The organism is Dongia sp., from assembly GCF_041906375.1.
Lineage (GTDB): Bacteria > Pseudomonadota > Alphaproteobacteria > Dongiales > Dongiaceae > Dongia.
This window is the reverse complement of sequence record NZ_JAYRJJ010000001.1, coordinates 292,925-315,839: the sequence shown is the minus strand read 5'-3', so window position 1 is coordinate 315,839 and position 22,915 is coordinate 292,925. Positions and strand designations below refer to the sequence as shown.

26 protein-coding genes are annotated in these 22,915 nt (G+C 63.3%); 13 read left to right on the top strand and 13 right to left on the bottom strand.

Going from position 1 to position 22,915, the window contains the following annotated elements; translation table 11 throughout:
- Both ACE3OA_RS01500 and ACE3OA_RS01495 read right to left on the bottom strand, forming a co-directional pair.
- On the bottom strand, positions 1-933 hold the full coding sequence (locus tag ACE3OA_RS01500) for a hypothetical protein (RefSeq protein WP_374307068.1): 933 nt from the start codon (positions 931-933) through the stop codon (positions 1-3).
- A 197-nt stretch (positions 934-1,130) separates the two neighbouring features.
- The gene (locus tag ACE3OA_RS01495; protein WP_374307065.1) at positions 1,131-1,703 is read right to left on the bottom strand and encodes a hypothetical protein; all 573 of its coding nucleotides are present in this window, start codon (positions 1,701-1,703) and stop codon (positions 1,131-1,133) included.
- A gap of 365 nt (positions 1,704-2,068) precedes the next feature.
- Here ACE3OA_RS01495 and ACE3OA_RS01490 point away from each other — a divergent pair, with 365 nt between their 5' ends.
- The gene (locus ACE3OA_RS01490; protein ID WP_374307062.1) at positions 2,069-2,998 is read left to right on the top strand and encodes a hypothetical protein; all 930 of its coding nucleotides are present in this window, start codon (positions 2,069-2,071) and stop codon (positions 2,996-2,998) included.
- On the opposite strand, the gene ACE3OA_RS01485 is transcribed toward ACE3OA_RS01490, so the two are convergent.
- A complete protein-coding gene (locus ACE3OA_RS01485; protein WP_374307060.1) occupies positions 2,999-3,751 on the bottom strand; it encodes a hypothetical protein in 753 nt (250 codons plus the stop codon). It abuts the gene before it with no gap.
- Between the two features lie 128 nt (positions 3,752-3,879).
- On the opposite strand from ACE3OA_RS01485, the gene ACE3OA_RS01480 reads away from it, so the two are divergent.
- On the top strand, positions 3,880-5,100 hold the full coding sequence (locus tag ACE3OA_RS01480) for a hypothetical protein (protein ID WP_374307057.1): 1,221 nt from the start codon (positions 3,880-3,882) through the stop codon (positions 5,098-5,100).
- A 41-nt stretch (positions 5,101-5,141) separates the two neighbouring features.
- Positions 5,142-5,774, top strand: a complete 633-nt coding sequence (locus ACE3OA_RS01475) for a hypothetical protein (RefSeq protein ID WP_374307055.1) — start codon at positions 5,142-5,144, stop codon at positions 5,772-5,774.
- 105 nt (positions 5,775-5,879) lie between these two features.
- On the opposite strand, the gene ACE3OA_RS01470 is transcribed toward ACE3OA_RS01475, so the two are convergent.
- The 4 genes from ACE3OA_RS01470 to ACE3OA_RS01455 form a co-directional block, all read right to left on the bottom strand.
- Positions 5,880-6,389, bottom strand: coding sequence for a hypothetical protein (locus ACE3OA_RS01470; RefSeq protein ID WP_374307053.1), 510 nt, complete (start codon positions 6,387-6,389; stop codon positions 5,880-5,882).
- 378 nt (positions 6,390-6,767) lie between these two features.
- Positions 6,768-7,217, bottom strand: coding sequence for a hypothetical protein (locus tag ACE3OA_RS01465; RefSeq protein WP_374307051.1), 450 nt, complete (start codon positions 7,215-7,217; stop codon positions 6,768-6,770).
- A 178-nt stretch (positions 7,218-7,395) separates the two neighbouring features.
- Entirely contained in the window at positions 7,396-8,049 is a 654-nt protein-coding gene (locus ACE3OA_RS01460; protein WP_374307049.1) for a DUF1013 domain-containing protein, read from the bottom strand.
- Between the two features lie 206 nt (positions 8,050-8,255).
- On the bottom strand, positions 8,256-9,254 hold the full coding sequence (locus ACE3OA_RS01455) for an NAD(P)H-quinone oxidoreductase (protein ID WP_374307047.1): 999 nt from the start codon (positions 9,252-9,254) through the stop codon (positions 8,256-8,258).
- Positions 9,255-9,356: 102 nt separating this feature from the next.
- On the opposite strand from ACE3OA_RS01455, the gene ACE3OA_RS01450 reads away from it, so the two are divergent.
- Positions 9,357-9,539 (top strand): DUF1192 domain-containing protein, encoded by a 183-nt coding sequence (locus ACE3OA_RS01450; RefSeq protein WP_374307045.1) that lies wholly within the window; start codon positions 9,357-9,359, stop codon positions 9,537-9,539.
- A gap of 445 nt (positions 9,540-9,984) precedes the next feature.
- Here ACE3OA_RS01450 and ACE3OA_RS01445 read toward each other — a convergent pair whose 3' ends face one another.
- Positions 9,985-10,449, bottom strand: coding sequence for an Hsp20 family protein (locus tag ACE3OA_RS01445; RefSeq protein WP_374307043.1), 465 nt, complete (start codon positions 10,447-10,449; stop codon positions 9,985-9,987).
- A 246-nt stretch (positions 10,450-10,695) separates the two neighbouring features.
- Between ACE3OA_RS01445 and ACE3OA_RS01440 the strand changes: the two genes are divergently transcribed.
- Positions 10,696-11,142, top strand: a complete 447-nt coding sequence (locus tag ACE3OA_RS01440) for a DUF1465 family protein (RefSeq protein ID WP_374307041.1) — start codon at positions 10,696-10,698, stop codon at positions 11,140-11,142.
- A gap of 43 nt (positions 11,143-11,185) precedes the next feature.
- Here the strand turns inward: ACE3OA_RS01440 and ACE3OA_RS01435 are convergent, their stop codons facing one another.
- The gene (locus ACE3OA_RS01435) at positions 11,186-12,514 is read right to left on the bottom strand and encodes an ATP-binding protein (RefSeq protein ID WP_374307039.1); all 1,329 of its coding nucleotides are present in this window, start codon (positions 12,512-12,514) and stop codon (positions 11,186-11,188) included.
- Positions 12,511-13,170: a response regulator gene (locus ACE3OA_RS01430; RefSeq protein WP_374307037.1), complete on the bottom strand. Its 660-nt coding sequence runs from the start codon at positions 13,168-13,170 to the stop codon at positions 12,511-12,513. The genes ACE3OA_RS01435 and ACE3OA_RS01430 overlap by 4 nt, the downstream gene beginning before the upstream one ends.
- Before the next feature lie 183 nt (positions 13,171-13,353).
- Between ACE3OA_RS01430 and ACE3OA_RS01425 the strand changes: the two genes are divergently transcribed.
- Positions 13,354-13,620, top strand: coding sequence for a PepSY domain-containing protein (locus ACE3OA_RS01425; protein ID WP_374307035.1), 267 nt, complete (start codon positions 13,354-13,356; stop codon positions 13,618-13,620).
- A gap of 31 nt (positions 13,621-13,651) precedes the next feature.
- Entirely contained in the window at positions 13,652-14,194 is a 543-nt protein-coding gene (locus tag ACE3OA_RS01420) for a cytochrome b/b6 domain-containing protein (protein ID WP_374307033.1), read from the top strand.
- Between the two features lie 95 nt (positions 14,195-14,289).
- On the opposite strand, the gene ACE3OA_RS01415 is transcribed toward ACE3OA_RS01420, so the two are convergent.
- Together ACE3OA_RS01415 and ACE3OA_RS01410 are read right to left on the bottom strand one after the other, a co-directional pair.
- Entirely contained in the window at positions 14,290-15,603 is a 1,314-nt protein-coding gene (locus ACE3OA_RS01415) for a methyl-accepting chemotaxis protein (protein WP_374307031.1), read from the bottom strand.
- Positions 15,578-16,102 (bottom strand): PAS domain-containing protein, encoded by a 525-nt coding sequence (locus ACE3OA_RS01410; protein WP_374307029.1) that lies wholly within the window; start codon positions 16,100-16,102, stop codon positions 15,578-15,580. Before ACE3OA_RS01410 ends, ACE3OA_RS01415 begins: the two co-directional genes overlap by 26 nt.
- Before the next feature lie 414 nt (positions 16,103-16,516).
- Here ACE3OA_RS01410 and ACE3OA_RS01405 point away from each other — a divergent pair, with 414 nt between their 5' ends.
- Both ACE3OA_RS01405 and ACE3OA_RS01400 read left to right on the top strand, forming a co-directional pair.
- Positions 16,517-17,500: a TerC family protein gene (locus tag ACE3OA_RS01405; protein WP_374307027.1), complete on the top strand. Its 984-nt coding sequence runs from the start codon at positions 16,517-16,519 to the stop codon at positions 17,498-17,500.
- 10 nt (positions 17,501-17,510) lie between these two features.
- Positions 17,511-18,134, top strand: a complete 624-nt coding sequence (locus tag ACE3OA_RS01400) for a carbonic anhydrase (RefSeq protein WP_374307025.1) — start codon at positions 17,511-17,513, stop codon at positions 18,132-18,134.
- A gap of 69 nt (positions 18,135-18,203) precedes the next feature.
- On the opposite strand, the gene rpmE is transcribed toward ACE3OA_RS01400, so the two are convergent.
- Complete coding sequence (gene rpmE / locus ACE3OA_RS01395; RefSeq protein WP_374307023.1) at positions 18,204-18,428, bottom strand: 50S ribosomal protein L31; 225 nt, start codon at positions 18,426-18,428, stop codon at positions 18,204-18,206.
- Positions 18,429-18,756: 328 nt separating this feature from the next.
- Between rpmE and cyaY the strand changes: the two genes are divergently transcribed.
- The 4 genes from cyaY to ACE3OA_RS01375 are packed head-to-tail and all read left to right on the top strand — an operon-like array spanning position 18,757 to position 22,752.
- A complete protein-coding gene (gene cyaY / locus ACE3OA_RS01390; RefSeq protein ID WP_374307021.1) occupies positions 18,757-19,104 on the top strand; it encodes an iron donor protein CyaY in 348 nt (115 codons plus the stop codon).
- A 5-nt stretch (positions 19,105-19,109) separates the two neighbouring features.
- Entirely contained in the window at positions 19,110-20,933 is a 1,824-nt protein-coding gene (locus ACE3OA_RS01385) for an ABC transporter transmembrane domain-containing protein (protein WP_374307019.1), read from the top strand.
- Positions 20,930-21,847, top strand: a complete 918-nt coding sequence (locus ACE3OA_RS01380; protein ID WP_374307015.1) for a carbohydrate kinase family protein — start codon at positions 20,930-20,932, stop codon at positions 21,845-21,847. Before ACE3OA_RS01385 ends, ACE3OA_RS01380 begins: the two co-directional genes overlap by 4 nt.
- Complete coding sequence (locus ACE3OA_RS01375; RefSeq protein WP_374307013.1) at positions 21,844-22,752, top strand: pseudouridine-5'-phosphate glycosidase; 909 nt, start codon at positions 21,844-21,846, stop codon at positions 22,750-22,752. The genes ACE3OA_RS01380 and ACE3OA_RS01375 overlap by 4 nt, the downstream gene beginning before the upstream one ends.
- Positions 22,753-22,915: the final 163 nt, after the last annotated feature.

The following is a 22,915-nucleotide window of genomic DNA, read 5'->3' as shown; positions in this document are numbered from 1 at the left end:
TTAAGCGGCCGAAACCGCCGCCACCACGCGCAGATCCGGGCGCAGGCTGTCGGCGCGCCGATCACCCATCCGCCGGTCGTTGGCACGCCGGTCATTGGCACGACGTTCGCCAAAGCGCAGGTCCTGCCCGATGCCCTCTTTGCCGAGATGATTGTCGGAACGACGGTCGCTGCTGCGCCGGTCGCCGGCACGGCGGTCTATCGCACGCCGATCCCCACTGCGGTTATCGGAAGCACGGCGGTCGCCAACGCGGTTGTCCGGCGCACGCCGATCCGTGGCGCGGCGCCCCCCCGTCATTATTCCCGCTGATGCCAGCCCGGCCAGAACCGGATCGCCCAGGACCGACTGCATGAGTTGGGCCTTCTGCAGCACATGATGCGGCAGTTCGGCCTCGCAGGCCGTGAGCACATGATGGCTTTCGCGCGGATGCACGGCGCCGGGCATGGGATCGAGCGAGCCGAAGACGCCGATGCAGGTCGAGCCGCTGCATTCGATCGGGTGATCGCCGAAACGGTCAACGCGCCCGCCGCTTGCCGCCGCCACCCGGTCCCAGAACTGTTCCAGCCCCAGCACTGAATAGCCGATGAAGCGGCGATAGCCCTTCATGCGCGACAGCTTGAAGCCAAACGTCGCCAGGGCGTAGGCGACACCGCGATCGCCATAGCGCCCTTTGCGGAAGGTGGGCAGAACGGCCAGGCGCTCCGGGATCACGAAATCGGCGAAATAGCGCAGGCGCATCGTGCCGGCCGGCTCGCCGCCGACCTTGGCAATGATATGCGTGGCGCTGAAATCGTTGCCGTCGAATTCCTCATCATGGCCGCAGCCATATTCGCCGACAAAGACGGCGGAACGGATAGCCATCGCCTGCATCAAGGCACCCATGTCCTTGATGACCGAAACCTCGATCTGCGACCGGCGTTCAATGATCCCCATGGAGCCCCCGAGGCCTGTCCATACAGTTTGAGAACAATATCCGTAAAATTTTACAAGAATGAGACTAAACCAAATCCTAACAGAAAGTGGAAAAATGTCCCGAAAATTAGGAATGCGGGGCTAAACTCAACCTTTAAGGGATGTATTATCCTATTATGTCGGATAATTTCCCGCTCAGCGTGTGATCAGTTTCAGCGTCAGTCCGCGCTCGCCATCCGGTTCAGCACAATGCGTTCGGCAACGAATAATTCGCGCCAGGTCTTGGCGAGGCGCTCCGCCTCGGCCGCATTCATCTCGGCAAAGGCGATCTCATCGACATCACCCTGGGCGTTCTTCGTCAGCTTCGCCTTGAAATCACCGCGCGCGATCGCCGCCTCGAAGGGAGCGGTGGCGGGCTTCCAGGCCAGCACGATCCGCTCCTGTGTGGCTTCTTCCACCACGAACAGCATCCACGGATTTTCGGGATTGTTGCGGACGTCAAGGAACAGCTGTTCGCCGACACGGCGCAGGCGCATGTCCATCTTTTCGCCCAGGCCGTTACCGTCCGCATCGGCATCCTCGACGGTAAACGCCCCTGTGGCCGGGTCGACATCCGCGACATGGAAGAAGCCGGGCTCGTCGCCGTCGCGCTGTGGGTCAGCCACCCAGGCGCCGCTCCATTCCCCGGCCGCCACCTTTTCCGGCGCGCCGATCAGGCTGGGATGCTGCACGAAGCAGGCGCCCAGAAGGGTGGCCATAGCCAGGCTCACCGCCAAACCGATCCGCCGCATGGCCTACTCCCTTTGCTGAAGCGCGTATTGCACCTCACTCTAACCTGCAGTTCTGCTGCAATCTATGACGGTGCGCACAGAAGAGACGCTCAGACTGGGCAGCAGGCGTTGACGGCCTTCCCGAAAATTCCTAAAAGAATCCCGCATGTGCAAACGGGCAGCGAAGCGCGGCCCATGCGCGCGGCGACGATACAAACAGCAACAACCATGGTGAACGGCTCGTAGGTGCAGACAGAAACTGTCTGGTAATTCTTCCCTCGGCGCGCGCGTGACTTCGATCCGGCCGGCGCCAGGCACCTGACATCTCCGCGATAAAGGTCGCAGAAAGGGCGCTCACGGCAACTCTCCAGCGAGGGGTGACGGTGATGACGACCGCGTATGATTTCGACCCATGTCCGATCGATCCTGAGCCGCGGCTCAGGTCGCTCTATCGCTTGTGGCGCAGCAAAGGCGTAACCAGCCTCCCCGCCGCGCGCGATCTTGACCGCTCGGCGCTCGCAAGATGGCGCGACAACCTGATGCTGGTCCGCTTCAAGGGCACCGTCACCGATTACGAGATCGAGTGGGAAGGCCCGCGCCTGCAGCAATATTACGGCATGCCGCGCGCTGGCCACGGCGTCGAGACGCTGACCGCGACCCGCGAGCGCGACCTCCTCATCGAGCAATATGGCGCCGTGCTCACAAACCGGCGGCCGGCCTATTTCGACACGGCCTTCACCAACAGCAATGGCGTCTTTGCGCATCAGACCAAGCTCATCCTGCCGCTCTCGGCAGAACCCCAGCTCCACGATCGGCGGCAGATCGACCGCGGGCAGATCGACGGGCGGCAGGTTCACCGGGTCCTGGTCGGGCTCTATTTCCGCGGCATGAACAATGTCGTCGACATCGTCGACCGGCTGAATGACCTTGCTGACGAACTCGCTTGCCCGAAAGATGCGCCGGCACGCATCCAGCGAAGCCAGGCAGCCGTCACCGCACGGCGCAATCTCCTAAGCGCGCAGTTGCACAGCGCCGAGAAGCGCTGCACGGAGCTCCGCCAACCGCGGATCGCCGCCAAGCTCCGGACCACGCTCTTCATCGTCACCGACATGCTGCGCCTTGAAAGCCGCATGATCGAGGCTGGCCCGTCATGGCCCTGGGAGGAAACCCGCGACGACATCGCCTCGCTGTTCGATTTCGGCCTCTGCGATGTGATCCGGGCCGATCTTGCCGAGACCCACGATCCGGCCCTCCTCGCCGAGGTGCTGGCAACCCTCGAAGCGTATCGGGACGCGCTGCTGGCCCTTGAGGCGTGACTATAGGCACAGAACGTCCCGGTAGGCACACAACGCACCGATCAGGTCTTTCTCATTGCTGAGGATCTTCGCCTTCTCCGTTTCGCCGATGAGCTGGATCATGTAGCTCTGCGCCGCATGGCCCTGCCGGTCTATGAAGGGATAGAGAAGGCTGGCGTGGTCATGGAGATCGGGCCGCGCATCAATATCGGCGTTGGTGACGTCCGGCGCATAGAACATCAGATGCGGCATCGGCATGGTGTGCACCTGCATGTCAGGCGGACCGACCGTGCGCATAACCGGCCCTACCATGTAGGACAGGCCCGCCTTTTCGGGCGCTTTATAGGTTCCGTTCCCGTAACGGGTCTCGATCTCGGCCTTCAATGCGGCCGGCCCCATCCCTGCAGCGCGCAGCGCCGCCGCATCCATGATCACCTTCAGATACGTTGCCGTGCCGGCGGCGTCATAGCAGAGCGGAATATAGATATCGTCGCGGAAATCCGACAATTCCCATGCCGTGCGTTCGACCAGGCAGGCGATCCCGCTCGTGCCCTGGCGCGAGAGATAATAGCCCCTCTCAGGGTCCAGAAGCTGTACGGAGGCATTGGCCCGCAAGGCCGGCGGCAACGCACTGAGGGCGAACTGGGTTTCAAGCGCCGCCGGCATCTTCTCGATGACCGGTTCGGTCGCCCGGCCTGGATGCACCGACGCATCGACAAAACCGGCGGCAATGACGCAAGTTGCCGCCAGGGCCGCAGCAAGAGCGGTGTCCATTTCTTGGCTCCTTTTCGCACGATTCACATTCATGACGACCGCACTCGCGGCTTTGCGGGTGGATGGTCGTGCGATAGATTGGCCGTCGGACGGCGCTGGGTGGGAGTGACAAGTGTGGCGGGATTCCGATGGACTCGCTGATCAATGCAGCCGGGCAGGCACTAGCAAAGGGTGATCCGCTCGGCGCGCTGAACCGGATTGCCTTACGTGACGACGCGCCGGCACTGGCGCTGCGCGGCATCGCGATGGCACAGCTCGGTGATCTCGTCCGCGCCAAGTTCCTCCTGCGCAAGGCAGCGCGCGCTTTCGGCCCGAAAGAGGCCCTGGCCCGCGCACGCTGTGTGGTTGCCGAGGCCGAGATTGCCCTTGCGGCACGCGATCTCGGCTGGGCGCCGAACACGCTTGAGGCGGCGCGGGCGACGCTCGAGGCGCATGGTGACCGGCTGAATGCCGCGCATGCGCGCTATCTCGCCCTGCGGCGCCATTTACTGATCGGGCATCTCGACGCGGCCGAGGCGGCAATGACCGACCTCGACCCTGCCCCCTTCCCGCCGGCCTTACGTGCGGCCCACGAATTGGTGGTGGCTGGGATTGCCATGCGCCGCCTCCGCGCAAAGGCGGCGCGCGCGGCACTCGTCAGGGCCGAACGTGCTGCACGACTGGCCCGCATTCCGGCACTGACGGCGGAGATTGAAAGTGCCACGCGCCAGCTCGACATGCCCGCCGCGCGCCTGATAGCACGCGGTGCCGAGCGGCCGCTGCTTCTTGGCGAGGTGGAAACCCTGCTCGCATCCAAGGCGATCGTCATCGACGCCTGTCGCCATGTCGTGCATGACGGCGGCAAACTGGTTTCTTTGGCGACGCGTCCGGTCCTGTTCGCCCTTGCCCGCGCCCTGGCCGAAGCCTGGCCCGGCGACGTCTCCAGGGACGCGCTTCTGAAGGAAGCTTTCGGTGCCCGCCAAGCCGATGAATCGCATCGTGCGCGATTGCGCGTCGAAATCGGCCGCCTGCGCCGCCTGCTGCGGCAAGTGGCTGAAATACGCGCGACCAAGCCGGGATTCATCCTGGCGCCACCCCGCGGGCGCCAAATTGTCGTGCTGGCGCGGCCCGTCGAGGAACGGCACGCGGCGGTGCTGGCTCTCCTCGCCGATGGCGAATCCTGGTCCAGCTCCGCTCTGGCGATGGCGCTCGGCGCCAGCCAGCGACATGTGCAGCGGGCGCTCGACGACCTTGCGGCAACGGGCAAGGTGCAACCCTTCGGCCGCGGGCGCGCCCGCCGCTGGATGACCCCGCCCCTGCCGGGATTCACGACGACCTTGTTACTCCCGGCACCTCTGCCGATTGACTAGGGTGTTGTTCGACGAACGTAGCAACGCACCAAGGTGAAAACATGAAACGATCAGCAGCCGAAATCATCCGCGAATACGGACCCTTTGCAGGCGTCGAGCATGTGCATGGGGTCAGCTTCGACGGACGGAATGTCTGGGTGGCGAGCGGCGAGAAGCTCAACGCCCTCGATCCGGCGAGCGGCCAGATCGGGCGCACGATCGATGTGGCAGCCCATGCCGGCACGGCATTTGATGGCAAGCACCTGTTCCAGATCGCCGAAAGCCGCATCCAGAAGATTGACCCCGCAACCGGCCGCGTGCTCGCGACGATCCCGGCACCCGGTGGTGGTGGCGATTCAGGCCTCACTTGGGCGGAAGGGACGCTCTGGGTCGGGCAGTACCGCGACAAGAAGATTCACCAGATCGATCCCGAAACGGGCGCCATCCTGCGCACCATCGAAAGCAATCGCTTCGTCACCGGCGTCACCTGGGTCGATGGCGAGCTTTGGCACGGCACCTGGGAAGGCGATGAAAGCGATCTGCGGCACGTCGATCCCAAGACGGGCACCGTGCTGGAGAGCCTGGAAATGCCCGCCGGCACCGGCATCTCGGGCCTGGAATCCGATGGCGGCGATCGGTTCTTCTGCGGTGGCGGCAACAGCGGAAAGGTGCGCGCCGTCCGCCGGCCACGGTAGCGCGCGCTAGCGCGCTGATATGGCTCCTCCTCCCACCTTCAGGGGGGAGGCCGGGAGGGGGGCCGCGTTCAGGCCAGTTCTCTCCCCAAATCTTCCGAACTGAAATCAGCAACCAGGCATGAAGCAAGGCCGGTCATTCTCCCGGGAATCTTCCGTCTGGCGCGGGAAGAGTCGGAAGACGATCGAGCGCAGGAATTGCCGGAAGCGCGGATCCTCCGGCCCGGTGATGCCGTCGACCGACGCCACCAGATAAGTGAGAGCGGCACCGGTGCCACGACAGAAGGCAGCTGTCACGGCGACACTGCCGCCGCCCTTCCCCGTTCGACCCGAAGCCCTGCAGGCATAATCGACGCTCATCGCCGACAGGCCGAAGGCGAAGTGAATGACATAGGGGCTGGCGTCACTCTGCTGCACGCCCGGCGGTTGAATGGCCGCATTGACCAGGCGATTGAAGTCTTTCTGCGGCATATCGAACGGATTGCCGCTGACATCGGCGCGCATCGCTTTGGTATAGGGAATGGTGGCGTATTGCCGCGGCGTGTAAGTGGAATTGACATGCACGTAATCAATACGCCCCGGCGTGCAGGCGGCCAGCAACACAGCCGTGCACAGCATCAAGCTGCAAAGACACGCTCTCATCATTGCACCCTACGCCATTTCAACTGACAGCAACGATCTGTCCCGGATGCTGAACGGAATATGGTGTGATTGTGTGCTTTCGCGAGACTCTCCGCAAGGCACAGGAGGTCTCATGCGGCACAGTGAATTCCGCTTGGCCCACATCCCTGGATCTTATCGGCACATCCCGTCATCCCCGGGCTTGACCCGGGGATCAGGTGCGACCGGGCGCGGTATCCATCACCGGCCAGCCGATCCCCGAATCAAACCGGGGGATGACGATGGACGGCAGTCGGAGGCTGTCCGCGATCTATGTGCAACTCAACAAACAGCACTCTGACCACGTTTTCGTCCGCGCGCGTGCGACGATTCAGGTCACTGTGCCTGTAATGCGGCGATCACTCGACGTTTCGCTTCTTCGGTCACGCGATCGGCACCATCCAGGATCTGTGTCCGGTTTCCAGGATAGATTCTCATCAATTCATAAACGGGCTGCAGCGTGTTTCTGCATTGTCCTGCCAACCCACTGGCAGCAGCCTCCGGCTCGGTCGGTGCATTGAAAAACTTATGAGTGTTTTCGTCCATGCAATCGTCAAATGGCGCACGTCGCGCCTGTACTTCTTGCCAGATGGCCGCCCAAGCTGCGGGCTGCGTCTCGCTGCGTTGAAGTTCTGCACCGGCCGCTGCGAGAGACTGAATTTGCGCGGCAGCATCTGCGTTGGCCGGAGCAACGGCGTAGGATGCATCACCAACACCGGCCGGCGCGCAGGCTACCAGCAACACAGCCGAGCAGAACATCACACTGCAAAGAAGTGCTTTCGCCATGATGGCTCTACTCCGTTCCAATAGATTGGGGTCAGAGCTTGTCCCCGCCACCCTTCAACTATTGCACTCACATCATCATAGCTCTACACGCGCCCGCAAGCGCGCACTGCGTACCGCGCACAAAAAAAGAGCCGCGGCCCGTTCGAGGCGGCGGCTCTTTTCGGGTAAGGCGCGCGGGTTACCCCTTGTTGGGGAACAGCGCCGAGAGATCACCCCAGCGGGACTGACTGGATTGGTCCTCTGGATGCTGGTCGTGCGTGTCCTCGGGGATCTCGTGGCCCGGCAGCGGGTCGAGGGTCGCGGGCTTGCCGGCGGCCTTGCGCGCCTTGAGGATCGAGGCGTTGAGATCGGTCTGGGTGCAGAGCCCTAAGAGCACCGGGTCGCGCGGGCGCAAATTCGCGGTGTTCCAATGGCTGCGGTCGCGGATGGCGGCGATGGTCTGCTTCGTCGTGCCGATGAGGCGCGACACCTGCGCGTCACTGAGTTCCGGATGGTGGCGGATGAGCCACGCCACGGCGTCGGGCTTGTCCTGGCGCTTCGAGACCGGCGTGTAGCGCGGGCCCTTGGTACGGGTCAGCGGCTGCGGGATGTCGGACTTCGCCATCTTGAGGTTGGCGCTGGTGTCTTCCTCGCAGCGCTTGATCTCTTCGGCGGTCAGCTGGCCGTTGCCGATCGGGTCCTGGCCCACGATGCCGACCGCGACTTCGCCGTCGGCGATGCCCTGCACTTCCAGTGGATGCAGGCCGCAGAAGGCGCCGATCTGCTCGAAGGAGAGCGCGGTGTTTTCAATGAGCCAAACGGCGGTGGCTTTGGGCATCAGGATCTGGGTCATGACTACTCCTCTTCGCCAACGGGGCGGCAACCCCGTCGGGCGGTCAAGCAACGACTTGACCATGTTGGAAAAACGGCCGGGGGCCGCGCAGAATTTCGCGCCAAGCCCAGCTCTTGCTGAAGGCACATACCACTCGCCCCCAAAACTGCCAAGGGCAATCTTTGCCGCAGCGCTGTTGTTCGCCGCTAACTTCTTGAAATAAATATCTAAACCGTCAAGATGATCTTTCCGGTATGGGCGCTCGATTCCATCAGGCGATGACCCTCCGCGGCCTCGGCCAGCGGGAAGGTCTTGTAGAGCACGGGCTTCACCTTGCCGGCGTCGAGCAACGGCCAGACCTGCGCTTTCAAGGCCGCCGCGATGGCCCCTTTCTGCGCCACCGAACGCGGGCGCAGGGTCGAGCCGGTGATGGTCTGCCGCTTCATCATCACCTGGGCGAAATTGACCTCGGCCTTGGCGCCTTGCAGGAAGGCGATGAAGACCAGGCGGCCATCCATCGCCAGGCAGCTCAGATTGCGGTTGATGTAGTCGCCCCCCACCATGTCGAGGATGAGGTCGGCGCCCTTTTTGTCGGTGGCGGCCATCACCTCGGCCACGAAGTCCTGGCTGCGGTAATTGATGGCAAGGTCGGCGCCGAGCTCCCGGCAGGCCTTGGCCTTCTCGTCACCGCCGACGGTCGTGATCACCTTGGCACCGAACTGATGCGCCAGCTGAATGGCCGTGGTGCCGATGCCGCTCGATCCGCCATGAATGAGGAAGGTCTCGCCGGCCTTCAAGGCACCGCGCTCGAAGACATTGGTCCAGACGGTGAAGAAAGTTTCGGGCAAGGCCGCCGCATGCACCATGTCGAAGCCCTTGGGCACCGGCAGGCATTGCAGCGCGGGCGCTGCGCAATATTGGGCATAGCCGCCGCCGGCCACCAATGCCGCCACCTTGTCGCCGATCTTCCAGCCACCGACATCGCCCTGGGCGCCCACGATCTCGCCGGCGACTTCGAGGCCGGGGAGATCGGACGCACCGGGCGGGGGGGCATAGCCGCCGGTCCGCTGCAGCACATCGGGCCGGTTGATGCCGGCCGCCGCCACTTTGATCAGGACCTCGCCCTCAGCCAGTTTCGGCAAGGGGCGCTTGGTGGCACGCAGCACCTCGGGCCCGCCGAAGCTGCTGATTTCGATCGCGGTCATCTCGGAAGGCAGGGCGGCCATGGTGCATCCTCATCTGGTCAGGCCCTCGACCTAGCCGCCCGGCATGGCAATTGGCAAGGCCTGCCGCTAAACTTCCATCAAAGAGGTGAGGATGGCCGCAACATGGACATGGATGATCTGGACCCCAAAACGAAGAAGCCCCAGAAGCGAAACCTGGAACCGTTGGGGGTCGCGGAGCTGGAGAATTACATCGGGGAACTCCGGGAGGAGATCGCCCGGGTCGAGGCGGACATCGCCCGGAAGAAAAAGCACCTCTCCGCAGCTGAAAGCCTGTTCAAAAGTTGAACGAGCGTTCAGGAAAATATGCCCCATGCAGAACGCAAGAAAATGTCGCTAGCCGTTAACCGTTTGTTCACGCGGTGGGCCTAATTTGGCAGTCAGGAAGAACCTCGTTCTTCCTCTCCTGGATCTCTCCGATCCAGTTTCATGCCTCCCTGTCTAACTTGCCGCCGGCTTCGTGCCGGCGGATTTGTTTTTATGCAAACAAATTTTCCGGCAAATTTCCGCCCGCAAATCTCGATGCATTCGCTTGGGTTTCGACAATCGCATCACGAAAGCGCGCGCGAGCGATCAATGACACGAATCCTGCTTGACGGGTGTCGCCACCCCTCCTAACTTTCGGACGCGACGAGTTAGACAGGTCTGAGGCTTTACAAAATCGAGAGGGCCGCAACCGGGAAACCGGTTAGCGGCCCTCCGCCATTTCAGGCCCAAGCCAGCGTGCTGGGACTTAAGCCGCCTTGTTCTCGATCACCTGCGGCTGCGCCTTCTGTCCGGCGCTGATCGAAATGGTGCGCGGCTTCATCGCTTCCGGCACTTCGCGCTTCAGATCGATATGCAGCAAGCCGTTGACGAGCTCAGCGCCGGTGACGCGGATATGATCCGCCAGTTCAAAACGACGCTCGAACGCGCGGCCGGCGATGCCGCGATGGAGATAGGTTTTCGCTTCATCGCTCTTGGTCGGCTTGCCGGACACAACCAGCTGGTTCTCCTGCGCGGTGATGGTGAGCTCGGCTTCGGTAAAGCCCGCCACGGCCATCGTGATGCGATAGGAATCCTCGCTCGCCTGCTCGATGTTGTAGGGCGGGTAGGCAAGCTGGGCCTCGTCGACGCGCAACGCTGAATCCATCAGGCGCGACAAACGGTCATAACCAACCGAAGAGCGGAAAAGGGGGGTGAGATCAAAGGAACGCATAGCCATATCCTCCGTTGAGCAACATGGAAAATTTGAGGGCCATCCTGCGGATCGACCCGGTGATTTGCCGGCACCCGCCCCTGGCGGCGCCCCGACACTCCGGATTTAGGTCCTGAATTTGTTGCTTCAAGGGTGGATCATCACTTTTTCTTAACGGGTTGGATTGTCTGTTAACGCCGGGCGTTCCGCGTGTTCTCATAAAGGTTGCGCAGGCGGCCTCGCGTACAGATTGGGAGTTGGCGATCGATGGCCACGATCGAGTTCTATGACCGCACGATGACCGAGACGATGGGCCTCCTCGTCGAAGCGCGCCGCTATTTGAGCGACCGCGCCGAAGCGGATGCGCGCAATCTCACCATCGATCAGGGCCTGGCGAGCTCGGTTGAGACCATGCGCCTGGTCTCACGCCTCACCGAGGCGCTGGCCTGGCTGCTCACCCACCGCGCTGTCTTGACCGGCGAGCTGACCCTCGACGAGGCGCTGGCACCGGAGCGGCGCCTGGGCGGCCATGTCCTGTGCGGCCGCGATACCACGGACGACATGCGCACCATGCCGCCGGATTTCCAGAAACTGATGGCGCGCAGCCTGGACCTCTACCAGCGCGTGGCACATCTCGACGCCCAGGTCAGCGACCGCATCAGCCAACCCAACGAGAGCGGCAGCTGGCCACCGGAGCGCAGCGGCAACGCCTGAGCGCGCAGCGGCAACGCCTAAGTCCCCGCTACAATCAGATCCTCTACGACGGCAGATCGACAATCGCTTCGAAACCGTCCGCCTGACCCATGGCCGGAGAGTGCAAGCTGAGCTTGCCGCCGGCCTGGTGCAGGATCGTGTCGGCAATGGCGAGGCCCAGCCCGGAACCGCCGGCCTTGGTCTGTCCGCGCGTGAATCGATCCGTCAGTTGCCGCAGCTGCGCGTCCGCGACGACCGGGCCGTGATTGATGACATGCAGAGCGCCCAAATCATCCAGCAGCACGCGGACCGGCATGTCCGCAGCGCCGTGATTGAGGGCGTTGTCGATGAGGTTGCGCAGCACGATGGCGAAGGCATCGATATCGATCTGCCGCACCCAGGCCGCGGACTTGGTCTCGAACCGAATGCGGCCGGCGCCGGCAGCACTGCGCTCGAATTCGTCGAGCAGGAGCCGCAACACAGGCAGCAGATCGACGGCCTCTCCGGTGATGGCGATGCCGCTTTCGGCGCGCGCCAATTGCAGCATCTTTTCGACCAGATTGCCGAGGCGCCGCAGGGAAGCGAGAATAAGGTCAAGTCGCGCCTGATGGCTGGACGGCCCGATTTCAGCCGAGAGGCGCTGCAACTGCGCCAGTGCCGCCGCCACGGGTGTGCGCAATTCATGGGCGCTGTTCGAGGCGAAGGCGCGTTCGCTGGCTAGAGCCAGGTCGAGACGTTCCAGCAGGCGGTTGACGTCTTTGACGATGGGCGCCAGTTCGGTGGGCAGACCGGAATCGGTGATCGGCCGAAGATCCGTGCCGCTGCGCGCGCGCAGCGCTTCGCGCACCGCGCCGATTGGCGCCACCGTCCGGCCGACCGTCCAATAGATGGCAACACCTGCCAGGGGCAGCAGAAGGGCGATGGGCACCAGCAGCCAGAAGATGCTGTCATAGATGGTTTCAGTGCGATGGTCGGTTTTCTCTGCCACTTGCACGGCCAAGCCGTGTTCCGCTGACATTTCGGTGTAGTAGCGACGACCGTCGATATCGGCAAAGCCCGGAACCAGGGGGGCCGCAAAGGCTTCCGCCGGCGCATCATGCGAGCGCAGGATCACGCGGCCGCGCGCGTCGCGCACCTGATAGATGAGGTATTCGCGATGCCCGGCGATGGTATCGCCGATGGCGCGCTCATCCAGTTCTTCATGTTCTTCAAGATCGTAGCTGGCAAGTGGCAACAGGCGCTGTGCCGTTTCCTGCAGGGCGCTGTCCAGCACCTCGTTGATTTCATGCAAGGTCGCCGTGGTCGACATGGCGGCGGCGCCCAGCCACAGCAGGCTGAGGCCTGCCGACAGCAGCAGAATCAGTCGCCGGGAAAGGCTCCAGCTCCTTTTCATGCGCGCTCCAGCCGGTAGCCGACGCCGCGGATGGTCGTGATGAGATCCTTCCCGAGCTTCTTACGCAGCCGGCTGACATGAACTTCGATCGTATTGCTTTCTATCTCGGCGCCGAAGGAATAGAGCGTCTCCTCAAGCTGCTCCTTGCTGACCACGGCATTGGGACGCCGCAGCAGTTGATCGAGAATCGCCCATTCGCGCTGGGTGAGATCGATCCGCTTGCCGCCCCGCTTCAGTTCGCGGGCTGCCTGATTGAGTTCGATATCATCCAGAGTGACGATGGGGCTGGGATTGCCGGCAGCCCGCCGCGCCACAGCGGCGACTCGTGCCGCCAGTTCGTCGAGATCGAACGGCTTTACCAGATAGTCGTCGGCACCCGCATTGAGGCCGTCGATGCGGTCGCGGATCTGGTCCCGGGCGGTGAGGATGATCACCGGGCGGACATCGCCCTGCCGGCGCATGGTGCGCAGCAGATCGAGTCCGGAGCCGTCCGGCAGATGCAGATCAAGAAGAACGAGGCCGTAGTCGACAGCGCGCAGCGCCGCCTCTGCGTCATCCAGCCGCAGCACGCGGTCGACGGCGTGGCCGGCATCCCTGATGTGCTCCTCGACCGCCTGCCCCAGGCTGGGCTCATCCTCGACCAACAAAACGCGCATTTTTCGCGGCTCCAACGGGGCGCTGCCCCAGATCATGATCCTATAGCGGCGCAATCTCCTTTGCCGAGCTTACAACAGGCTGAAGAAAAATCTGCATAGCGTTCAGTTTGGCGTCAGCTTCGGCGGCGATGGTGGCGCCGTCAACGAGTTCCCCAATCCACAATTCATCAAACGAGGTTTTCCATGAAGCGCGTTCTTCTCACCACCCTGTTCCTCGCCGCCTTTGGCGCCGGCTCGGCCAGCGCTGCCGAACTGTGCAACGTCCCGGAAGCCGAATGGCAGCCCAAGGAAGCGCTGCAGAAGCAGCTGGAGGCCGATGGCTGGAAGATCAAGAAGATCAAGATCGACGAAGGTTGCTACGAAGTCTATGGCACCGACAAGAGCGGCCAGCGCATGGAAAACTATTACGACCCGAAGACCTTCGCCGTCGTGAAGGCCCAGCAGGACTAAGCAACAGAACGAGCGAGCAGGAGAGCTGAGCATGGCGACGATGGTCAAGATCTGGGATCCGCTGGTTCGGGTGTTCCATTGGAGCCTCGTCGCCAGCTTCGCAATCGCCTGGATAAGTGCGGAGGAGTGGAACGATCTGCATCAGTGGGCTGGCTACGCGGCCGGCGCCCTGATCGGTTTCCGGCTTCTTTGGGGGCTGGTAGGCACGCGCTATGCGCGCTTTGCCCAGTTCGTCCGCTCCCCCGGCACTGTCGCGGGCTATCTCAAAGACATCCTCACCGGACGGGAGCGCCGCTATCTGGGGCACAACCCGGCCGGTGGGATGATGATCGTGGCATTGATGCTGTGCATGGCAGCCCTCTGCGTCACCGGCTGGCTCTATACGACGGATGCCTTCTGGGGCGAGGAATGGGTCGAAGAGACCCATGAGTTGCTGGCTAACCTGCTGCTGGCCCTGGTCGGCCTGCATGTGGGGGGCGTGTTAGTGGCTGGTTTCCGCCACCGCGAGAATCTGGTCCGCGCCATGGTCACCGGCCGCAAGCGCGCGCCGGGCACGGGCGACGTCACAGCCTGAGACCGTATTGCCTGAAGCCAATTTGCTAAGACCGAACCTAACCGACCATCCCTAAGAGACTTAAGGGGGCAGCACCACGCTGCCCCCGCTTTCATTTACGAGGCCTTGATCCCGTCCAGGAACTTGGCCACTTCGTTGCGCAAGGTGTTGACTTCGCCGCCGATGCGGACCGAGGCGTCACTGACCTGGGCGGCACTGGCGCCGGTCTTGCGGGCCGCCGCACTGATGCCGACGATGTTGGACGAGACCTGGGTGGTGCCGGTCGACGCCTCCTGGACATTGCGGGCGATTTCCTGAGTCGCCGCACCCTGCTGTTCGACGGCCGAAGCGATGCTGGTCGAGATCTCGTTGATCTGGCTGATCGTCTGGCTGATGTTTTCCACCGCCTGGACCGAGGCGCTGGTCGCCGCCTGCATTTCGGCGATCTTGGCGCTGATCTCGTCGGTGGCGCTGGCCGTCTGGTTGGCGAGCCCCTTCACTTCCGACGCCACCACGGCAAAGCCCTTGCCGGCCTCACCCGCCCGCGCCGCTTCGATCGTGGCGTTGAGGGCGAGAAGGTTGGTCTGGCTGGCGATGTCGCTGATCAGTTTCAGCACGTCGCCGATCCGCTGCCCGGCATCGGCCAGACTGCGGATATGCTCGTTGGTGCGATTGGCTTCGGCCACCGCGTGATGCGTGATCTCGGTCGACTGGATGACCTGGCGGCTGATCTCGGCAATCGAAGCCGACAACTCCTCGGCGGCACTGGCCACGGTCTGGACATTGACCGAGGCCTGCTCGGACGCGGCGGCAACCGCGGTCGATTGATGGCTGGTGTCCTCAGCGGCATTGGCCATGGTCTTGGCGTCGGTGCCGAGCTCGGCTGCTGCCTTGGCCAGCGTCTGCGACACGCCGTCCATGCTGGCGCCGAAACCCTGGGCGAGGCGCGCCAGTTCCTGCATGCGGCGGTCCATCGACGCGGTGCCGGCGTTGATGACCTCGGCACCGTTGCGGAAGGAACCCGGCAGGCCACACGTCAGCACCTTGCGGAAGGTCTTGCCGCGGCTGGCATATTCCATCGAGGCCGCAGCTTCGCGCACGAAGGCGTCGACGATGTCGAGCATGTTGTTGACCGAGGCCTGCATGCGCCCCAGATCGCCGCCATCGCGGCGCCCCATGACGCGCGCCTCGAGATTGCCCTTGAAGGCCTGGTCGCAGACCTCGGCCGTAGCACGCACGCGGTTCGTGGCCCGGCGCTGGAAGAAAAGCGCGAGGACAAGAAACGTGCCCGTGACGGTGATTTCGGCAAGCGAGAGCCAGAAATCGCCGTCCCAAGCGGTGACCAGTTCCACCGTCTCGATGAGGACGAGGCTGACGATGGCGGCGCCGATGGCGATGCCCGCCTTAGAGAGAGAAGACAAATTCATCATATTCAACTTCTTTGTTCTTCAGTGTGTTCAGCAACAATTCATAGCCGCGCTGCATGCCATCCTTGCGGTTGTCGTGGCGCTTTTCCTCGGTGAGGAGCGCTGCATAGAGCGGCTTGATCTTTTCGATCTGGGCGGCATCGGGCTTGCGCCGGTTGGAATGGTATCCGGTCACATTGCCCTTGGCGTCGAAGGTCGGGGTGACATGGGCGAAGACCCAATAGTGATCGCCGTTGCGCGCCATGTTCAGCACATAGGCGAAGATCTCCTTCTTCGCCTGGATCGTGTCCCACAACAGTTTGAAGACGCTGCGCGGCATGTCGGGATGGCGGATCAGGCTGTGCGGCGCACCGATCACTTCCTCCTCCGGATATTTGGAGAGGCGCAGAAAGACGTCATTGGCATAGGTGATATGCCCCTTGAGATCGGTCTTGCTGACGATGAGTTCTTCCTGATCGTAGGGGCGCTCGATGCCGGTTGGATGGATGACTTTGCGCGTCATACCGTTCCTCCAATTAATAATACCGATTAGTTCACTAGTGTATATACGAACGGATATAGCTGCACATCATTTGGTATGGAAGGGAAATATTCGATTCAATATGAACATATAATAGGGTGATTTTAGTACAAACAGATCAATATTCGCGGAGGTTTTCTCTTAAATTTTCGCTTTCGCGTTCTATCCTGCTGCAACGCAAGGCGAACTGAAAATAATCCGCAAAACCGGGGTTGCGGCGATCATCAGGCCACCCCATTTCCACGCGGCGGGCCGGGCCCCTCTGGCGAACACAGGTTCTGAAGAATCTGTTCGTGATGTCGGACCGCATCGGGTGCGCTCGATGCCGGGTCCGGAATCTATTCCCGATGACCGCAGGATATCGGCCACCTCAGCAACTTTATTCTGGGGAACGCCATGGAATCCTTTCTCACCTCTCTCTTTCTCGGCCAGCCGGTGTGGATGTGGCTGGGCTTCATCGCCATCGTCATCGCCCTCCTCGCCTTCGACCTCGGCATCCTGCACAGGAAGACGCATGAGATCGGCGTGCGCGAGAGTCTCACCCTCTCGACCTTCTATATCCTGCTGGGCCTCGCCTTCGGCGGCTTCGTCTGGTGGCAATTGGGCGCGCAGGCCGGCGTTGAATATCTGACCGGCTTCGTGGTCGAGAAGAGCCTGGCGCTCGACAATGTCTTCGTCATCGCGCTCATCTTCACCTATTTCGCCATTCCGCGGGTCTACCAGCACCGGGTGCTGTTCTGGGGCATTCTCGGTGCCATCACCTTGCGCGCGCTGATGATCGGTTTCGGCGCGGCCTTGGTGAGCGAGTTCCACTGGGTGCTCTACATCTTCGCGGCTTTCCTCGTCGCCACCGGTATCAAGATGCTGTGGCTGGGCGAGAAAGAAAGCGATCTTGGCGACAATCCCGTCCTCAAATGGCTGCAGCGCCATCTCCGGGTAACGAAGGAACTGCACGGCCAGCGCTTCTTCCTGCGCCAGCGGGACGAGAGGCGCGGCCGTGTCGTCACCTTCGTCACACCGCTGTTCATGGCCCTGGTCCTCATCGAGATCGCCGACGTGATCTTCGCGGTGGATTCGGTCCCGGCGATCTTCGCCATCACCACCGATCCCTACATCGTCTATACCTCGAACATCTTCGCCATCCTGGGCCTCAGGGCACTCTATTTCGCGCTTGCCGCCGTGCTGCACCGCTTTGCCTATCTCAAGCAGGCGCTGGCGATCCTGCTGGTCTTCATCGGGTCGAAGATCTTCGTCGCCGATCTGCTGGGCTGGGAGAAGTTCCCGGCGGGCTGGTCGCTCGGTATAACTTTCGGCATTCTTGCGAGCGGCGTGATCTATTCGCTGTGGCGCACGCGTAACGACCGCGGCCAATTGGTTTGACGAGGGGAAAATGGAGCGATTGATCGACGGATACCGCCGCTTCCGGACCGAGGTGTGGCCGGCGGAGCGGGACCGCTACCAGGCCCTTGCCGAAAAGGGCCAGCGGCCGGAGACCATGGTGATCGCCTGTTCGGATTCACGGGTCGACCCGCAGACCGTGTTCGGTACCGGCCCCGGCGAGCTCTTTGTGGTGCGCAACGTGGCCGCGCTGGTGCCCCCTTATCAGCCCGACGGTGGGTATCACGGCACCAGCGCGGCACTGGAATTCGCCGTGCGGGTGCTGAAGGTGAAACGCCTCGTCATCCTGGGCCATGCCCGCTGCGGCGGGGTCCAGGCGATGGTCGAAGGGGCGCCGGCCGAAGCGCAGGATTTCGTGGTGCCATGGGTCTCGATCGCGCAAGGGGCGCTGGGTGCTGTGCCGCATGATCAGCGCCGTGATCATGCCCATCCGCAGGGGCATCTCGATCTATGCGAGGTCGAGGTTATCCGCCTAACGCTCGGTAATCTGCTGACCTTCCCCTGGATCCGGGACGGGGTCGCCGCCGGCACCCTCGCCCTTCATGGCTACCGCTTCGACATCCATACCGGGGTGCTGGCGCGGGTGACGGATGCGGGATTGGAGCCGGTGAGCTGACCTCCAAAAGCAAAACGGCCGCCCCCTGGGGGCGGCCGTCGCTTATCCTTGCGGCGTATTTTTGCCGTCTTACTTCTTGAGGCCGATACCGGCGAAGCGCTTGTTGAACTTCGCGAGCTGACCGCCCGAATCCAGGAGGCGGTGAACGCCGGTCCAGGCCGGGTGCGACTTCGGGTCGATGTCGAGGTTGAGCGTGTCGCCCTCTTTGCCCCAGGTCGTGCGGGTCTTGAACTTGGTGCCGTCGGTCATGACGACATTGATCTCGTGATAGTCCGGATGAATGTTGGCCTTCATGGCAAAAACTCCTGCTCTTTACCCATGGGTGAAAGCCCCCTGGGCAGAGACCCGCTGGTAAATCGATTGGGGGCGAAAGTTGGCGGGTTTATAGCCAAGACACCCCCTTTAGGCAAGAACCGATATGGAATCGGCTCGATTCCGGCCCGGTCCGGCCAAGAAGCTGGAAAATCGCGACAAAATGGTTAATTGAGGCGCCAGAATAGCCATTGCAGCCACCGTCCGGGCCGGTTATTTCAGGCGGAGCCTCGGAATAGCCCAGGAAAATGCTGGGGAAAGAACCCCCGGGCACAATGCTTAGGCGGGAACAATGCTTAGGGATCGCATCATGGATGCTGCCGAATTCGACCGCCTTGCCAGCGAAACCCTGAAGCGCCTGCTGATCGCCATCGAAGATTCGATGGAGGATCACCTGGAAGATATCGACCTCCAAGGCTCGGTCCTCACCATCGAGCTGGCGGATGGCGGCACCTATGTCATCAACAAGCATGGCGAAAACCAGGAGATCTGGCTCTCCAGCCCGAAGAGCGGGGCGGCGCATTTCAAGCCCGATGCGATGACTGGCCAATGGCTGCCGACCCGGGGCGGCGAGGCGCTGCATGCCCGGCTGGAGACTGAATTAAGCGCGGTGCTCGGCGAACCGCTGGGTCTTGCTTCCCTGACGGCAGGAGCCTGAACGCCATGGCGCGCGGTGGTGCGAACCTTCCTGACCGGCCGACCTCGCGCGAGATCCGGCGCCTGAGCGACCTGTTGCGCTTCATTTCCCCCTATCGCTGGCAGGTGATGGGCGGGACCATCTCCCTCTTCGTCACGGCGAGCACTGTCCTGGCGCTGGGCAGCGGCATGCGTTACCTGGTCGATCGCGGCTTCGGCCTGGGTGATCCCAAGATCCTCGACCAGACGGTGCTGGCCCTCTTCGGCGTCACCGTGATCATGGCGCTCGCCACCTATGCGCGTTTCTATTTCGTCACCTGGATCGGCGAGCGCGTAGTGGCCGATATCCGAAAGGCGGTGTTCGACCATATCGTCGGCCTGTCGCCCGGCTTCTTCGAGATCACGCGCACCGGCGAGGTGATCTCGCGCCTCACCACCGACACCACCTTGCTGCAGACGGTGGTCGGATCCTCCGCCTCGATCGCGCTGCGCAACACGATCATGATGGTGGGGGCCACGGTGATGCTGTTCATCACCAGCCCCAAGCTCACCGGCCTCGTCTTCCTGGTGGTGCCCTTCGTGGTGGCGCCGATCATCATCTATGGCCGCAAGGTGCGCGTGCTTTCGCGCCTCTCCCAGGACAAGATCGCCGAGGTTTCCGCCGACGCCAATGAATCGCTTTACGGCATCCGCACGGTCCAGGCTTTCGCCCATGAGGCCGAGGAGCGGAAGCGCTTCGGCGCCCGGGTCGAGGAAGCCTTCGACGCGGCAACTGAGCGCGTGCGCGCCAGGGCCTTCCTGACGGCGCTCGTCATCCTTCTCGTCTTCGGGGCGATCAGCATCGTGCTGTGGATCGGCGGTGCCGACGTGCTGGCGGGCAGCATCTCCGCCGGCCAGCTCTCGGCCTTCGTCTTCTACGCGATCGTCGTCGCCGGCTCTCTCGGCGCCATCACCGAAGTAGTGGGCGACCTGCAGCGCGCGGCGGGCGCCATGGAGCGGATCATCGAGCTCCTCAACACGCGGCCGATCATCACCGCGCCGGCCCTGCCCAAGCACCTCCCCAAGCCATTGAGCGGCCGCCTCCGTTTCGAGGACGTCACCTTCCATTACCCCTCGCGCCCCGAGCAGAAGGCGCTGGGCGGCTTCAACCTCGCCATCGAGCCCGGCGAGACCATCGCCATCGTGGGGCCCTCGGGCGCCGGCAAGACCACGGTCATGCAGCTGCTGATGCGCTTTTATGACCCGGATCAAGGCCGCATCACCATCGACGGGATCGATATCCGCGACGTGGTACCCGAGGCCTTGCGCGGCGCCATGGGGCTGGTGCCGCAGGACCCGGTCATCTTCTCCTCGAGTGCGGCCGAGAACATCCGCTATGGCCAGCCGGGTGCCGACATGGCGGCGATCCGCCAGGCGGCCGACGCCGCCCATGCCACGGAATTTCTCGATCGGCTGCCCCAGGGCTTCGACACGCATCTGGGTGAGCGCGGCGTGCGTCTTTCCGGCGGCCAGCGCCAGCGCATCGCCATCGCCCGCGCGGTCCTGCGCAATCCCACTCTGCTGCTGCTCGACGAGGCGACCTCCGCCCTCGATGCCGAAAGCGAGCAATTGGTGCAGGCGGCACTCGACAAGTTGATGGTCGGGCGCACGACCCTGGTCATCGCCCATCGCCTGGCGACGGTCCTCAAGGCCGATCGCATCGTCGTCATCGACAAGGGCCGCATCGACGCAGTGGGCAGCCATGCCGAGCTCATCCGCCAGGGCGGCCTCTATGCGCGCCTCGCGGAGCTGCAATTCGACCAGCCGGCCAACGCAAAGGCCGAGGGTGCCAAGCCGGAAGCCGCGGCATGAGCGCGCCGTCGATCATCGTCACCGGCGGCGCCAATCTCGACATCAAGAGCCGCATTGCCGGCAAGGCCATTGCCGGCACGTCGAATCCCGGCTGGACGGAAACGAGCCCCGGCGGGGTTGGCCGCAATATCGCCGAGAATCTGGCACGGCTTGGCGCGCGTGTCGGGCTTCTCACCCTCATCGGCGAGGATTCGACCGGCGACCGGCTGCGCCGCAGCGCGCGTGCGGCGGGTATCGACACGAATCTGATGCTGCGCCGGAAGGGATCCACCGGCACCTACAGCGCCACGCTCAATGCCGATGGCGAGATGCTGATCGCGGTCAGCGACATGCGCCTCCTCGATGCGATGAAGCCCGGCGACATCAACCAGCACAAGGAAGCGCTGGCTGCCGCCGATCTGCTGGTGGCGGACGGCAATCTGCCGCTACCCTGCCTCAGGACGCTGCTGCAAATCGCCAGGCGCGCCGATGTGCCGGTCGTCCTGGAGCCGGTCTCCGTGCCGAAGGCCAAGCGCCTGAAGCCCCTGCTGCAGGAAGGCCTGCCGATCGCAGCGCTGACGCCCAATCGGGATGAACTCGCCGAACTCGCCGGGTTCGCCGTGAAGACCGAGCGCGACCTCGCCCGCGCGGCAGAGCGCCTGCATAACAGCGGCGTCACGCATGTTCTGGTCGGTTTGGGTGCCGATGGATGCTTCCTCTCCACCGTCAACGAAGGACAGCACCTCATCCCCGCGCGCAAGCGAAGCGGCATCAAGGACGTGACGGGCGGCGGCGATGCGATGGTGGCGAGCCTGGCCTTTGGCCTCGCCGGCGGTGCCACGGCCTTGGCATCCGCGCGCAAGGGCCAGGAACTGGCGGCGCGGGTGGTGCGTTCCATGGAGAGTGGTGCGGGTCAAGGAAAGGGACGCAGATGAACCAGTATCTCGACATCGCGCCGGAAGTCGCGGCGGCACTCCGGGATGGAAAGCCGGTCGTGGCGCTCGAATCCACCATTGTCGCCCATGGCATGCCGTTCCCGCAGAATCTGGAAACCGCGCAAGGCGTCGAAGGCATCATCCGCGATGGCGCGGCGGTGCCGGCGACCATCGCCATCCTCGACGGGCGCCTGAAGGTCGGCCTTTCCCCTGAGGAATTGCAACGCGTGGCACAATCGCCCGACATGGTGAAAGCCAGCATCCGCGACATGCCGGTATTGGTGGCTTCTGCCGGCAATGGTGCCACAACCGTCGCCAGCACCATGCGCATCGCCGCCATGGCTGGCATCCATGTCTTCGTCACCGGCGGGATCGGCGGCGTGCATCGAGGCGCGCAGAAGAGCTTCGATATTTCGGCCGATCTCGAAGAGATGACCGAGAGCAATGTCGCCGCCGTTTGCGCGGGCGCCAAATCGATCCTCGATATCGGCCTGACGCTCGAATATCTGGAAACCGCCGGCGTGCCGGTGATCACGGTCGGGTCGGAGACCTTCCCCGCCTTTTATTCGCGCGAGAGCGGACACAAGTCACCCTTTACCGTGGCGACTGCAGAACAGGTCGCCGCCATCGCCCGCGCGAAATGGGAGATGGGCCTCAGAGGCGGCATGGTGATCGCCAATCCCATTCCGCCGGCAGATGAAATCCCCGCCGCCGAAATCGACCGCCAGATCCAGGGTGCCTTGATCGAGGCCGACACGCTGGGCTATCGCGGCAAGACCGTGACCCCCTTCCTGTTGAAGCATGTGGCGACGCTGACCGAAGGCCGCTCTCTCACCGCCAACATCGCACTAGTGCGCAACAATGCGCGCCTCGGTGCCGCCATTGCGGTGGCTCTGGCGGGGTAAAGCCCCCCTCCCCGGCCCTCCCGCTCAAGGGGGGAGGGAGAAGAAGGAAGGCTCTCCCCAACACACTCGGTGCAGTCCTCTCCCCCCCTTGAGGGGGAGAGTTAGAGTGGGGGGTACGCCACCCCCGCCTCACCCCATCCTCACTTGCACCCCGCCCTTTCCG